Source organism: Microcoleus sp. K4-B3 (assembly GCF_036704615.1).
Lineage (GTDB): Bacteria > Cyanobacteriota > Cyanobacteriia > Cyanobacteriales > Microcoleaceae > Microcoleus.
In genome coordinates this window covers 37,690-52,046 of the sequence record NZ_JAUBSF010000017.1, presented here as the reverse complement: position 1 = coordinate 52,046, position 14,357 = coordinate 37,690, and the positions used below count along the sequence as shown (strand labels likewise).

Below are 14,357 nucleotides of genomic sequence, written 5' to 3'. Positions count from 1 at the left end.
TTTTCGGAAATTCTGCCAAAGTGTCCTGAAAGAGGTGCTCTCAGGCGGGAGATTAAATTAGTAGATGCACCCTGATTAATTAACTCCCGACCACTTTTGGTTTGGGTTTTTTTTTGTCGATCGCACGCCCTCACCACAAGTTTTCGGAAATTCTGCCAAAGTGTCCTGAAAGAGGTGCTCTCAGGCGGGAGATTAAATTAGTAGATGCACCCTGATTAATAAACCCCAGCCAATTTTGGCCGGGGTTTTTTTTGCTCGAAAGCTGGATTAGTCGATCGACCTACAACACCTCAAAAGACTGCACCTCAAGCACCGGGCCGATCATAGCAAAAGTCATCACATCCTTGCGGACTTCACCTTTAACACTGACTTTCAAACCAGCTTTTTTCAACTCAGAAGGAGCATCCTTAAGTTCGTAAGTTTCCCCATCTTGGCCAACCAAAGCCCAAGTGCCCGGGCCTAATCCTTTGCGTTCAATTTCACCTTTGACAGTAATACTCATGCCGATCGCACCTCTGTTTTAATTGCTAAACGCGCCAGTCCGAAACACAGAAAAGCATTGACAATCAAAAATGTTTGTGATACCAAACCTGTGCCCAATCCCCAGACTGCGGGAGACACAAAAGCATTCACCGCTAAACTGCTGGCAAAACCGATCGAAATTGCGATCGCGATCCACTTCCACTGTTGATGTCCCAACAGCAAAGCAATCAAAATCCCAGGAATCAAAACGCTAGCAAAAAAGGGATTCAGCATACTGCTGCCATTAATTGCACCGCCGAGTTCGGGAATAGAACTGCCCATCACCCGCATCGGCCACTGCGGCAAGTCAAATACAAACAAGTTGCGGAGGAAAAAGAACCCAGAACTCCCAGCCATCAAGCCGCCAGAAAAGCCCCAAGTCCACTGGAACGGAAAATAATTCCGCATAAAGAAAGCCAGCAGGTAAGAACCGAGCACCATTGCAATTTTAGGCAACAGGGCGACTGCACCGCCGTCAATCCAAAAGCGGGGGTTGAGATAGCCGTTATCGCGCAGCCAGCGGAAGAAATCGCGGAAGTTGATTTGTCCGCGCTGGGCTAGTTGAACTGCTGCGGCTGCGTCTAGGTGTCCCGAACCAAAATGGTTTAACGGATCTTCAGTGACAGTTCGCGAGGACTGCAAGAGTACGCTGCGAATTGCGTCTGGTTCTGTGATTCCGGAGGCCTTGACCAGGGCTGCAACGGCTGCAACGTGGGGAGAAGCCATGCTAGTGCCTTGGTAGCCTTCAAAGACTTCGGCGCCGGTTTCCGGGTCGATCGTACTTTGCAGGATCTTGCCCATTTCAGAACCGCCGGGGGCTGCAATGTCAACCCCTGCGCCAAAATTCGAGTAAGAGGCTTTTTCGTCGTCGGGGCCGAGGGCGGAAACGCCGATGACGTGGGGATAGCGGGCGGGATAGGAAGCGGAACTTTCGCCGGAGTTGCCGGCTGCTGCGACGATCACAACGCCTTTAGAGTGGGCGTAGTCGATCGCCTGTTCCATTAACTGACTTTCGCCACCGCCGCCGAGACTCATGTTGATGACATCTGCGCCGTTGTCAGCAGCAAATTTAATTGCTTCGGCGATGTCGGAAACCGTGCCGCCACCGCTGCCGCTTAACACTTTTAGCGGCATTAAAGCTGCTTCGTAAGCGATGCCTGCGACGCCGTAATTGTTGTTAGTTGATTGGGCGACAGTACCTGCGACGTGAGTGCCGTGGCCGTTGTCATCGTAGGCTTCGGCGCGATCGTTTACAAAGTCGTAGCCCGGTACAAATTTGGTTTCTTTTAAGTCAGCGACTGGAGTAATACCCGTGTCAATTATCGCTACTGTTGTGCCGCTGCCTTTGGTTTCGTTCCAGGCAGATTCTACGTTGATGCTGCGGAGATTCCACTGCTTGGTATACATGGGGTCGTTGGGAATCTCGAAAGCGCTGTAGACGTAGTTGGGTTCAATGTATTCGGTATCTTTAGCCAAATTTGATTTTCTCAGGGCCTTTAGCAACGTGCGATCGCCCTTAACTACATATACATTGTCGCCCGCTGAGAATTCGCTGTTGAGTTGCGGTGCGACTTGGTACTGTTGGGCGATCGCATTTACTTCTTTTGCAATCTCAGCAGCACCCAAATCTTCGCGAAAATCCAGCACAATCGAGTCGTAAGTGCCTTGAGTAGAAAGTCCTGGGAAATTAGAAATCGCCCAGCCGAGCCCGATTAAAAATAAGCACAGAAGGAAAAACTTTTTCATGGCCGATCGTCCGTTTAGGGAAGGCTTGTTCACCACAATAACCCAATTTTCACCGCCAGCGCCAGTTTTCCTTGCTGTGGCTTGTGGATATCTCGCACGCGGGCGTTTGGTATTTTTCGGCGGTGGCTGTTGCTCGATCAAAAATTGCTCTAATTTCTAGTTTAAATTGCAGAGCAAGTTTTAGGAGTTCAATTAATTGTATCATTAGAATATATGACAAACAGAACCTGGAGTATTTTCAACAAGGGTATTGCATGGAAAGAGGTTTAATGTGGCTGCCGCTGCTGGCAATGTTTATCGGGCTGGCTTGGGCTGGATGGAACGAGTATCAAAAGCTGGAAGCGTATCGCGTCTGGGCCGAACAATTCGCTAAAGCCAAGTACGATATTTATGCTGTACTCGGTCAGCAAGAAGACAGTTTAACTTGGGGAAAACCTACTCGCAGCGGGCCTGTGAATTTGCAAACTTTTTCTTTAAAAGACGTGCAGTCGCTGCGGTTGTTAGTCAACTCTCAGGCAGTTGATTTAGAGTCGCCGCCGAATTCTGGAAGTCCCATCGCCCTCGAATTTTTGTTGAAAGATGCTGCTGCGGTGCAGGTTCCTTTTACAGAAATTCCTCTAGCGACTAAATGGGGAAAACACTTGCAGCAAGAATTGCAGCGCTTTAGGTAAAAGCAGTCTCCGGCGGGGCAGCGTATCAGATATGAACTCGGCTAGTTGAAGTTACAAAAGTCTGTAAAACTGGTAGTAAAAATAGAACTTACGCAACAAATCCTTTGAACTGCCATCTATAGGGGTAAAGTACACACGGATCACCCGGAGGACATGAGTTCTTGCAGTAAGTAGTAGGAGTAGTGTCCCCGTGCCTAGCCCGCTCGTGTTCCGTGCGTACCTTACAGTTAAAGTTATTGACCAGCGCGTCCTAAAACAGCTAAATTGCCAGCCCCCCAATCTGCGGAATGCAAACACAAGAATTTTTACAGCGCTATCAACAGGGAGAGCGCAACTTTGGTCACATAGACCTCAGCGGCGCTAGTTTAAGCGGTGTTAACCTGCGAGAAATAGACCTCACTGGTGCTAACTTGACCGGTGCTAATTTGAGCTGGTCTTTTTTGAGCAATGCCAAGCTGATAGGGGCTTGTTTGCGCCGCGCGGATCTCCGCAGTGCGGGGCTAGCTGGGGCGAATCTGAGCGGGGCAAATTTGAGCGGGGCAAATCTTGCTAAAGCGGATTTGCGCCTTGCTTGTTTGGCAGCAGCAGAGCTCAATTGGGCCGCGTTCCCCGAAGCGGATTTGGGCGGTGCTAATCTTCAAGGAGTTAAATCTGACCAGATTAATTTTGCCGGGGCTAAACTCGACGGCGCGAAGTTGATGGCTGCGGAATTGATGGAGGCGAATCTCAACCGCGCCAGTCTTGTTGGTGCTAATTTAACTGGTGCTAATTTGCGGGAAGCGCATTTGGTGGAAGCGAATTTGCGATCGGCAATTTTACTCGGTGTAAATTTGATTGAAGCTGACTTGAATGGCGCTCAAATGCGATCGGCAAATCTGACTGGCGCTGACTTGCACCGAGCAGTGCTGGCGGGGGCGGATTTGACTGAGGCGGTGCTGGATAACGCTGATTTGAGTCGAGCGAATCTGGCGGGTTCTTATTTATTGAAAGCTAGTTTTAAGAAGGCGCTTTTGCTGCGAGCTAACCTGCAAGGAGTGTATTTGTTGCGGGCGGATTTGAGCGAAGCTAATTTGCGTAATGCTGATTTGCAAAAAGCTGATTTGAGCGGCGCTTATTTGATGGATGCGATGTTGGGTGAGGCGGATTTAAGAGAAGCTTGTTTGATTGAGTGCCGTTTAATTCGGACGAATTTGGAGGGGGCGCAGCTTACGGGCTGCTGCATTCAAAATTGGCAAGTTCAAGATGTCGATCTGTCGAAAGTTGACTGTCGCTATGTTTTTACTCAGTTTGATTATACTGCGAAAGTTGCGGCAAATCGCTTGCCAGTCGATCGCGATTTTGAGTCTGGGGAATTGGGGCGGCAGCATCAAGAGGAAAGTTCGATTGTGGAGGTGTGTTTTGCTGAACCTCCTAATTGGGAGGCTTTGGTTTTTACGGTGCGTCGGGTGGAGTTGGAAAGTCGCGATCTCAAGTTGAACGTTCAATTTTTTGAGTCTGCTGGAGAACAACATTTACTGCGGCTGAGCGCGAACCGTTTGGTGAATGGCAAGATTTTGGGCGATCGTATATTGGCGCTTTATCCAGATATGTTGGAAAAGGTTTTAGCCAAGGGCGCTGAAATTTTAGGTTTGCTTGGCTTGGTTGTTCCTAGTAACAGTGCAGAGTCGGCGGAGCCGGGTCAAAAGGAAGTATTGCTCAGAAGACAGGAAATCTACCAGCGAATGGTGCGCCAAATTTCGTTTATTTTGATGTCTCAGACGCCGGATAAATTCTCCGAAAGTGTGCAGCGGCTGTTGGATTATTTGAAGCAGCAAGGTATCCCGACAGAGCAGATTCAAAAGAAAGTCATCAGTCAGGCGATCGTGCAGCGGGCGAAGCAAGACCCGGGTTTTCGGGAACAGTTGCTCGTGTGGGAGAAAACGGCGTCCGATCGCGTTCGCTGTTCGATGATGGGGGAAGCGGTGCGGTATGCGATCGCCCTTTTGATCGATTATTAACAGTTAATTTTTAACACTTGAAGCCGGAGAGCGGCTAATACCCGCACTTGCTCTTCTGCGTGGGAAACTGCAAGCATCGTGCAGCGGGCAAAGCAAGAGCGGGTGGTTCGGGAACAGTTGCTCAGGTGGGAGAAAACGGCTTCGGATTGCGATCGATCGCTGTTCGGTAATGGGGGGAAGCGGTGCGGTTTGCGATCGCCCTGTTGTGGGAATGAATAGACATAGGAGTGAAAAGCCGCTCTAGGGAGGGCTGGATGCCTGTCCCACAAGAATTGTTGGAGATGTCTTAATGTATAGGATATACTAGACTGAACAGCAAAAAAAATTAAAATTAAAAAAAATGTTAGAAAACATTTCTTTAGAGAACTTCAAAGGGTTTAAAAATTTACAGGACTTGAATGTTAAACCAATCACAATTTTATGTGGAACCAATAGCTGTGGCAAAAGCTCCATCCTCCAAAGCATACTTCTGCTCAAACAAACTCTGGAAAGCCAAGATCCCAACCAAATTCTTTTACTAAATGGAAGGTTCGTAAATTTAGGCTCATTTGAAAACATAATTTTCGAGAAAAACTTGGACAATCGCCTAGTATTTGAATTTACTTTTAAACTGCATAACGAAGACGAAGAATCACCTAACTATATAAATACTATTCAACTAAGAAGGTTGCTTATAGATTTCGCACCAAAAATAGGATTACTCCAGACTGAAGATATTTTGATTTATATCAAACTTGTGGTGAAAACGCCTAAACTTAAAATTAAAAACAGAATTAAAAGTAAAAATCATATAAAAAGAATTACTGTTGAGCAGCTCCAATTTAGGATTGAGACAATAGACTCAGATAAACAAAAAATTCCAGGTTCTTCTATTGATATACAACTTGTTGTCGATAAGGATTTATATACAGTTAGCTGGCAGAATATAAAAAATAGAATCAGACGAGATGAGGAAAGTAGTCAAGACGGAAGACTGACTGCAAAAGTTGAATTTACAAATTTATTTTCATTTTTATCATTCTCAGTGAGTGAAACTGACTCTACAAGCCTAACAGGTTTATCAGATATTGCATTTTCATTTGACAGGATAAATAATTTATTTAAAAGACTTTTTTCATCCTATAGCTATATAGGTCCATTAAAAAAAGGACCTTCTAGAAGATACATAAACGAACAAGAAAAGACAGAAATTGGTGTAGAAGGTGAAAATGCTGCATATATTTATTCAACAGACAAAGATCAAACTATTTCCAATCATTATTTTTATGATACTAAAAGTAATTCTTTTAAGCAAAAAAAGGAAATGACCTTATCTAATGCTGTCGAAGAATGGCTAGATTTGATGAATATAAAAGGATTCAAGTCTGAGCTTAGTAATGAAATTGTTTATCTAAACCTTAACTCAAACTCTGCATCCAAAACTCGTGTTAGCATCGCTGATGTAGGTTTTGGAGTAAGTCAAATTTTTCCGATTCTTTTAGAAGGATTAAGGATGCCACAACGGCATACGCTCTTACTTGAGCAACCAGAGATCCATCTACACCCCAATCTTCAAATGCAATTATCTGATTATTTTATTGCACTAGCTCTTTCTGGGAAGAAAGTCATGGTTGAAACTCACAGCGATCACATTATCAATAGGTTAGTTAGAAGAATTGTTGAAGATGACACAGGTGCGTTAAAAGATTTAATTGGAATCTATTTTATTAGTGCAACCGATTCTGGATCTGTCTACGAAGAAGTTTGCATTGATGAAAATTTTGGAGTTACTAATTGGCCTGTAGACTTTTTTGATCAAACGGCATTGGAACAAGAAAAGATTTTAAAGGCCGGCCTAAAAAAAAGACAACTTGCCAGAAGCAGTGCTAGTAAGAATCAACAGGAGAAGCAATGAAAGCTGTTTTCGAGCCTGAAATTCTTTTTATCTCTGAATCTGATTGGCAAGATTCTGAAAAAAGAGATACTTTTTTAAACCATTTGTTAGATAATTTGGAAAATATTAATAACTATCAGATTACAAGGGTATATTGGACAGATGACCTAGAGTCATTACTTTGGGATCATCCTCAATTGCCACCTTGGCGTCAAGATAGGGATTTGTATTTACCACTTGTTCAGATTTTATATAAAAAGTTTTTAAATTTTGAAAGAAGAGAATTTATAAAAAGCCAGGAAAATTTATCTTCATGTCAAATGCAGCCAGTTCTGAATTGTAGCTGCTTTGAAGGTTTAGCTTTGTGTGCTTTTTTGGAGTTGATGCACATAGTTATAGAGCGAGAAGAAAATGTGTATTTGTGTTTGGGCTTTAATAGGATAAGGGAAGAATTTACCTTTCTTTGTGACTGCCATTCTTTTCAAGTTAATCCTGTGGTGATTGCTAAACCAATTGAATGGCTTGACCATATTGACTTAACAGAAAGCTACTGGCCTAGTAATATTGATGAGGAGGGAAAATTTAATACAGCTTTAGAGATTGCATTTAAGAAGCTGGATAAAAAACCGATCTATGAGTACGAATTTTCAAAATCTTTCTTAAAGGATATTATTAAAGTTCAAAATCACAGAACTTCTATTATTGAGTGGACTGCAAAAAGACTAACATTAACTAAGCAAGAAGCAGCTAGAGACCCACATTTACAAGATGAGTATCTGACGAAGAAAAAAGAGTATCGTTTTAGGATTACCCAACGACCATCCTCAACCAGGATTCATTACAAGTATGTTAATAACAAAATGAAATTTTTAAGGTACTACGATGAAGGTGAACACGATGACGGCTTGTAGAACTTTATTACACAATACCCGCCGCAGCTACCAAAAAACGGGCAGATATCGCCAATTTTTACTCCTATGTCTAATAGATTGTTTCTGTTTACCAGTTTTGGCTGCGTAGCCGGCGACCCGCTAAGGCCCGGATTTGCTCGTCGGCGTCGGAAACTGCAAGCGATCGCAACAAAGGCACAACTCCCGGATTTTCGGGATAATGTTCGATAATCGCTTCGAGCGCTGTAAATCGCGGATTGTAAGGAAAAGAACCGTTTTGATTATCAACATCGCTCAAAGCTCGATCGCGCAAAAACTCAAACATTCCCGGCTCGTCTTTCCATCCCCGCATTAACTCTACCAGGGCGATCGCCCGCACCTGCGAATCTTCATCCTTTTGAGCTCTAATTTTGAGCCACTCAAAAATTGGCGACTGATTTGTTCGCCCCCGGGCTAACTTTTGCAAAGCGATTTGCCTGACAGCGGGACTCTCATCGCCCTCTGCTTTAGCCTCCAGCAGCATCCAAGTTTCAGGATTGTCCGGCCAGTTGTAAGCTAGTTCAAGCACCGTCGCTTGCCGCACCAGCGCTTCCCCAGAATAGATCTCAATTTTCAGCCAAGGCAAGGTTTCCGGGTCGTCTGGCCACCCCCGCACGATCGATCGCACCAGCACGCTCAGCAGGTGAGAATCATGCTCCAACTCGACCCGGCTTTTGAGGAAAGGCAGCGTCTCGCCCCGGTGAGACCAGCGTTTTGCGATCTCTTCCACCGCAGTTTCTCGGACGTTCAGGTGTCTGTCTGACTCGGCGAGATTTTGCAACCAGCCAAAGACTTCGAGACTGCCTGACGCCAGTGCGGCGACAGCCTCCACTACTACTTGCCGCACAGTCCAGTAATCCTCGGAATCAGCTATTTTTTGCAGCAGGGGCAGGGTTTCTGGGTGGTCGGGCCAACCTGCGGCTATCTGTTGTAGGGCTATTTCTCGCAGGTCGGCGTCGCGATCGCCCAATGCTATATTTTTCAAAAAAGTCAGAGTTTCGGGGTTCCCGGGCCAGCCAGAGGCAATTGCTTGCACTGCTGCCCGCCGGACGCTCGAACTCGCGTCGGACTCGGCTTTAGTTTTCAGCAGCGGGTAAATGTCGGGCTCGCCTGGCCAGTGCGAAGCCAATTCTTCTAAGGCTGCTGTCCGCACTTCTTTGCTGCTGTCGGATTCGGCTAGGGTTTTCAGCAGCAGGCAAACGTCGGCTGCGGCAGGCCAGCCCGCTGCCAACTCCCGCACCGCTACGGTTCGCAGGATAGAACTTCCTGTCTGGGCAAGGTTTTTGAGCAGGGAGGCCGTGCCTAAAAGGCTGTGCCAACCTCTGGCTATTTCTTGCCACGCTGCGACTCGCACTCCCAAATTTTCGTCTGATTCGGCGGCGTTTCTCAGCAGCAGCAAGGTATCTGTGCGATCGGGCCAATTAGAGGCCAATTGTTCGAGTGCTGCGGTGCGAACTGCGGGACTTTGATCGAACTGAGCCAAAGCAGTCAGCAGCGGCAAGGTATCGCTGGTGTCTGGCCAACCACAAGCCATTTCTCGGAGACAGGTCGATCGCACTGCCCAGCTTCCATCGGATTGGGCGAGGTTTTTGAGCATCAGGTAAATTTCTGGCTGGTCTGGCCAACCACGGGCTATTGCTGTGACTGCTGTGGCCCGGACTTCGCCGCAGTCACTGGAGTGAGCGAGTATTTTCAGCCAGGGTAGGGTTTGCGGGTCGTTTTTCCAAGTTTGGGCGATCGCGGCGATCGATCGATCGCGAATTTGATAAGTTTCCTGCAATTCTTGAGCGCTTTGATAAAGAATCAGGAAACCCGTGCCGTATTGCGATAACTTTTTTAAGGCCTTTAACAGTTTTTTTTCTGTTGTTTTTTTAACGCCATTTTTAACTTTTAACAGGCATTGCGCTGCTAAAAACAAATTAATAAATTTTTCTTCTTGACCGTTTTGAGCTGTCAAATATTCTATAATTTCGCTGGCTGTTTCTTTGTCGAGCTTGGCTGCAATTTCTCTCAGAACTTCGTGCAAAGATTCGTCCCGCCAGTGCTGGCAGAAAACTTGTGTGTTGAGTTCGCTCCAAGTCAGTAGACCGATTTTGAGTTGTGCGTGGATTAACTCTGCCACTGTCTGGGGATTATTTTCGGAAACAAGTTTTTTTAAGAACATACCGATATCCTGCCCATCGAGTTTGTTTGCATTAAAAATCCGAAACCCGATCCAGTATTAGTTTAGAGTTTTTTGAGTTTTTCTGGAGTAGGTCGCCGATCGACTCCATTTTATACCAAAACTACTTCCTCGGTCGCATCCTAATGCAAAATCCGCCCTTACCCACAGGAATGTTAGGTATTGGCGGATGGCGATCGAACAATTGAGCAGCGCAATCTAGCTAACAGCTACTTGGACGCGATCGGCTGCCACCCGAACCGTAAAAGTCGGAATTTTTACCGTTTCATCGTCCAAACACTGACCCGTAGCCAAGCTAAAATTCTGCTTGTAAATCGGAGAAGCAACTTTCAAAGTGCCGCTGCGATCCCCCACAAGTCCCCGCGACAACACAAAAGCTTTGCTAAACGGGTCGTAATTGCTAAGCGCATAAACTTCATCCCCGTTTCCCACTCGGAAAACTGCCACTTGTTCCCCTGCAACTAAAGCGCAAACTCCCGTATTCGGGGCGATCGCATCCAGATAACACACATCTACCCAAGTAGTCACAGTATCCGAAACTTGTAATGATTGAACCATCTTCTTTTCCTGTTAATTTACTTTAATCTCGTTCCCAGCCGGAGACTGGGAACGTAGGTTTAGAGGCTTTGCCTGACGGATCGAGGCTCTGCCTCCGGGAATTGATTCCCAGGCTTTGCCTGGGAACGAGATTCTTGCTCCCTCCCCTTAGCAAGGGGAGGACTGGCGAGGGGTTATCTTACTCCCTCTCCTTAGCAAAGGGAGGGCTGGCGAGGGGTTATTCCGAAACTCCAGCCAGAGCCTTTTCATATTCGTAAGGAGGCCGCGTTTGTCCCCGTTCCGCAACACGAACAATACTCGGATCGGGCAAATCGGAATTCACAAAATGCTGGAACCGCTGCACCTTGTGTGGGTCTTCAATCGTCGTTTTCCACTCGCATTGATAAGTATTCACTAAATGTTCCATCTGCGCTTCCAGCTCAGCACAAATGCCCAGAGAATCCTCAATAATCACCTGTTTTAAGTATTCAATTCCGCCCTCAAGCTTGTTAAACCAAGTAGCAGTGCGTTCCAATCTGTCGGCCGTGCGGATGTAGAAAACCAAGAAGCGATCGATATACTTAATCAAAGTTTCCTTATCGATATCCGTCGCCAGCAAAACCGCGTGCTGCGGCTTAATGCCGCCGTTGCCGCACACGTACAAATTCCAGCCGTTTTCCGTAGCAATGATCCCAAAATCTTTGCTTTGAGCTTCCGCGCATTCGCGAGTGCAGCCAGAGACAGCAGATTTGAGCTTGTGGGGCGATCGCAAACCGCGATACCGCAATTCAACTTCGATCGCCAAACTCGTAGAATCCTGCACCCCAAAGCGGCACCAAGTGCTACCAACACAAGATTTTACAGTACGCAAAGCCTTACCGTAAGCGTGTCCAGACTCAAATCCCGCATCAATCAAGCGGCGCCAAATATGCGGCAACTGATCCACCCGAGCTCCAAACAAATCGATCCGCTGCGCCCCAGTAATCTTAGTATAAAGCCCAAAATCCTTGGCAACTTCCCCCAAAACAATCAACTTATCCGGCGTGATTTCTCCCCCCGGTATGCGCGGCACCACCGAATAAGTACCGTCGCGCTGAATGTTTGCCAAAAAGTAATCGTTCGTATCTTGCAAACCGACGTGAGACTTCTCTAAAATATGGTCATTCCAAGTAGAAGCCAGCATCGAACCAACAGCAGGCTTGCAAATTTCGCAACCCTTACCTTTGCCGTGTCTTTCAATCAACTCCTCAAATGTTTTAATCTCTTGAGAACGCACTAAATGGTACAATTCTTGACGGGAATATTCAAAATGTTCGCAGAGATAATTTTTGACGGCAAACCCAGCTTTCTTCATCTCCGACTTGAAGATATCCGTCACCAAAGGCACGCAGCCGCCGCAGCCCGTACCAGCTTGGGTGCATTTCTTGACGCTGGCAACATCGGTTAAATTGCGATCGCGAATCGCTGCACAAATCTGCCCTTTGGTAACATTATTGCAAGAACAAATTTGAGCCGAATCCGGCAAACTGTCTACTCCAAAACCCGCAGGTGATCCCCCTTCTCGCGGTGGCATTAACAAATCTTCTGGATGCGGCGGCAGAGCAATTTCATTTTGCATGAATTGCAGCAAAGTGCCGTAAGCCGAAGCATCTCCCACGAGAATTCCGCCTAAAATCCGGCTACCGTCTTGATTTAAAACTAATTTTTTGTAAATACCTTGGAAGGTGTCAGCGACAACAATTTCTTTAGCATCGCCCGACTTGGGAAAAGGATTTCCAAAACTAGCGACATCCACCCCCAATAATTTGAGTTTAGTGGACATATCCGCACCTGTAAAAGTGCTAGTGGGACGGGCATCTTGCCCGTCATCCGCTGCACTGCTCAAAATATCTGCCGCTACGCTTGCCATTGTATACCCAGGCGCAACTAACCCGTAGATGCGACTTTGATAAAGCGCGCATTCTCCGATCGCATAAATGTCTGGATCGGAGGTTTGGCAGCTATCATTTATGATTATGCCACCGCGTTCTCCTACTTCTATACCGCAACTTCTGGCAATTTCGTCGCGGGGGCGAATGCCAGCAGAAAACACTATCAGATCTGTTGCCAATTCCGAACCGTCAGCAAACAGCATTTTAGTAACTTTGCCATCTTCGCTAACAATTTCTGTTGTAGATTTGCTGGTGTGAACCGAAACCCCCAACTCTTCTATTTTGCTGCGGAGAATTGCACCGCCAATTTCGTCAACTTGCACGGGCATCAGCCGCGATGCAAACTCAACAACGTGAGTTTTTAAGCCCATATTTTGCAGAGCGTTAGCACATTCTAGACCTAACAAACCGCCACCAATTACTACGCCAATTTTGCAATTTTTAGCGTAATCTGACATCGCCTCCAGGTCGTCAATTGTCCGGTAAACAAAAGTCCCTGTAGCGTCTTTGCCTTTAATTGATGGCACAAATGGATAGGAACCGGTTGCAAGAACAATTTTGTCGTAGGGAACTTCTAAACCGTTGGCTGAAGAGACTATTTTTTGTTCGCGATTGATGGCGACTGCTTTGTCGCCGATGTAAATTTGGATGCCGTTTTCGTGATAAAATCCAGGTGCAACTAGAGATAAATCTCCCGCTGTTTTGCCAGAGAAAAATCCGCTGAGGTTTACGCGATCGTAAGCAACGCGCGGTTCTTCACAAAAAGTAATTAAATTCCAGTTTTTGGCAGCATCCGAGCTGACCATTAACTCTAGGAACTTGTGACCTACCATGCCATTGCCGATTACAATGAGGTTTTTTTTGGCTGTCATTAGAATCTCTTTTATCCCGTTTATCAGTCGTTGGGTTTATTAATATAAGACTTTATGGTAAACTTTTGTACTTATAGATACAAAAAATCGATGTTTATGCAATTGTCGAATACTCCCGATTGCATTTTTGCATGATGTCTGCGATCGACTTAAGTAGGTGCGTCAGTGGATTTTAGATTTTAGATTTTAGATTTTAGATTTTTTTCACAGTTAAGAATGGTGCGTCAGCTAAGTATTTTTGACAAAAAGATTAACATTTTTACTGTGACGCACCTTACAGTTTTCTAATTTTTAATTATTATTTAAGCTCCCATGCTCGAATACTGCTTCAAGCCCTGTCGCCAAAGCCAGCGATTCCACACAAAAAACACCATACTCCAACCCAACATTACCAACAAACTGCGGCCTACATCTACGGGCAATCCGATCAAGATTGAAGCGGGAAAATGAATCAAATAAGGAAAAGGGGTCCACAAAACTACTTCGCGCACGGGTGCGGGAAATACTTCTAGCGGCGCAGTAATTCCCGATAAAAACAGGTAAATTAAAGACCAGAATTGCTCGATCGCACTTGCCCTTTCCAGCCAAAAAGCAAACAGCGCAAAAGTATACTGTATCAGAAACCGCAAACAAAAAGTCAAGACGATAACCAACAAAAATAGTAAAAACCTGCCCAAACTCGGCAGCCAAAAAGACTGCGGGTAAAGTGCAAAAAATAGCAGCACTAATCCGAATACAAAGGGCAGCCTTGCAAACCTTTCGGAAACATGAGATACGAAATGGTGCCATACGGGATCGAGAGGCTGCAACAATCTATTAGATAGCTTGCCTTGCACTACTTCCTTTTCAAACTCCCAAATTACCCAAACTACATTTACTTGTCTGACAATGAAAGTTGCTAAAAAATAACGGGCAAAGTCGAGGGAATTCAGCCCAAATTGACCAGTCTCGGCCGCCTGCATCCAAACACCCATCAAGATAAATGGCAAAGCTCCCGACAGGGCCCACAAAAACAATTCTGCCCGGTATTCGAGCATATAAGCGTAGTAGGTAAATAACAAAGTTTTAGCAATTCTGATTGATTTTGTCATATCATT

Annotated in this window: 11 protein-coding genes; 5 read left to right on the top strand and 6 right to left on the bottom strand. The window is 45.8% G+C overall.

Translation table 11 applies throughout. From position 1 onward, the window contains the following. Positions 1-280 precede the first annotated feature (280 nt). Both QUA78_RS10650 and QUA78_RS10645 read right to left on the bottom strand, forming a co-directional pair. Positions 281-502, bottom strand: a complete 222-nt coding sequence (locus QUA78_RS10650) for a hypothetical protein (protein WP_333331106.1) — start codon at positions 500-502, stop codon at positions 281-283. Then, positions 499-2,268, bottom strand: a complete 1,770-nt coding sequence (locus tag QUA78_RS10645) for a S8 family peptidase (protein WP_333398784.1) — start codon at positions 2,266-2,268, stop codon at positions 499-501. Before QUA78_RS10645 ends, QUA78_RS10650 begins: the two co-directional genes overlap by 4 nt. Before the next feature lie 254 nt (positions 2,269-2,522). Here QUA78_RS10645 and QUA78_RS10640 point away from each other — a divergent pair, with 254 nt between their 5' ends. The 5 genes from QUA78_RS10640 (at position 2,523) to QUA78_RS10620 (ending at position 7,720) form a co-directional block, all read left to right on the top strand. Next, positions 2,523-2,939 carry a hypothetical protein gene (locus QUA78_RS10640; RefSeq protein ID WP_333302629.1) on the top strand — a complete coding sequence of 139 codons (417 nt, stop codon included), beginning with the start codon at positions 2,523-2,525 and terminating at the stop codon, positions 2,937-2,939. Positions 2,940-3,226: 287 nt separating this feature from the next. Then, positions 3,227-4,936, top strand: coding sequence for a pentapeptide repeat-containing protein (locus tag QUA78_RS10635; RefSeq protein WP_333302630.1), 1,710 nt, complete (start codon positions 3,227-3,229; stop codon positions 4,934-4,936). Between the two features lie 78 nt (positions 4,937-5,014). After that, positions 5,015-5,155, top strand: coding sequence for a hypothetical protein (locus QUA78_RS10630; protein ID WP_333302632.1), 141 nt, complete (start codon positions 5,015-5,017; stop codon positions 5,153-5,155). Positions 5,156-5,276: 121 nt separating this feature from the next. Next, entirely contained in the window at positions 5,277-6,830 is a 1,554-nt protein-coding gene (locus QUA78_RS10625) for a DUF3696 domain-containing protein (RefSeq protein WP_333302634.1), read from the top strand. Further along, entirely contained in the window at positions 6,827-7,720 is an 894-nt protein-coding gene (locus QUA78_RS10620) for a hypothetical protein (protein ID WP_333302636.1), read from the top strand. Before QUA78_RS10625 ends, QUA78_RS10620 begins: the two co-directional genes overlap by 4 nt. 88 nt (positions 7,721-7,808) lie before the next feature. On the opposite strand, the gene QUA78_RS10615 is transcribed toward QUA78_RS10620, so the two are convergent. From QUA78_RS10615 to QUA78_RS10600, 4 genes are all read right to left on the bottom strand, one after another. After that, positions 7,809-9,902, bottom strand: coding sequence for a HEAT repeat domain-containing protein (locus QUA78_RS10615; protein ID WP_333302637.1), 2,094 nt, complete (start codon positions 9,900-9,902; stop codon positions 7,809-7,811). Between the two features lie 216 nt (positions 9,903-10,118). Beyond that, positions 10,119-10,478 (bottom strand): nitrite reductase small subunit NirD, encoded by a 360-nt coding sequence (gene nirD, locus QUA78_RS10610; RefSeq protein WP_333302639.1) that lies wholly within the window; start codon positions 10,476-10,478, stop codon positions 10,119-10,121. A gap of 217 nt (positions 10,479-10,695) precedes the next feature. Continuing rightward, the gene (nirB, locus tag QUA78_RS10605; RefSeq protein ID WP_333302640.1) at positions 10,696-13,260 is read right to left on the bottom strand and encodes a nitrite reductase large subunit NirB; all 2,565 of its coding nucleotides are present in this window, start codon (positions 13,258-13,260) and stop codon (positions 10,696-10,698) included. A 302-nt stretch (positions 13,261-13,562) separates the two neighbouring features. Beyond that, on the bottom strand, positions 13,563-14,351 hold the full coding sequence (locus QUA78_RS10600) for an ABC-2 family transporter protein (RefSeq protein WP_333302642.1): 789 nt from the start codon (positions 14,349-14,351) through the stop codon (positions 13,563-13,565). Positions 14,352-14,357 lie beyond the last annotated feature (6 nt).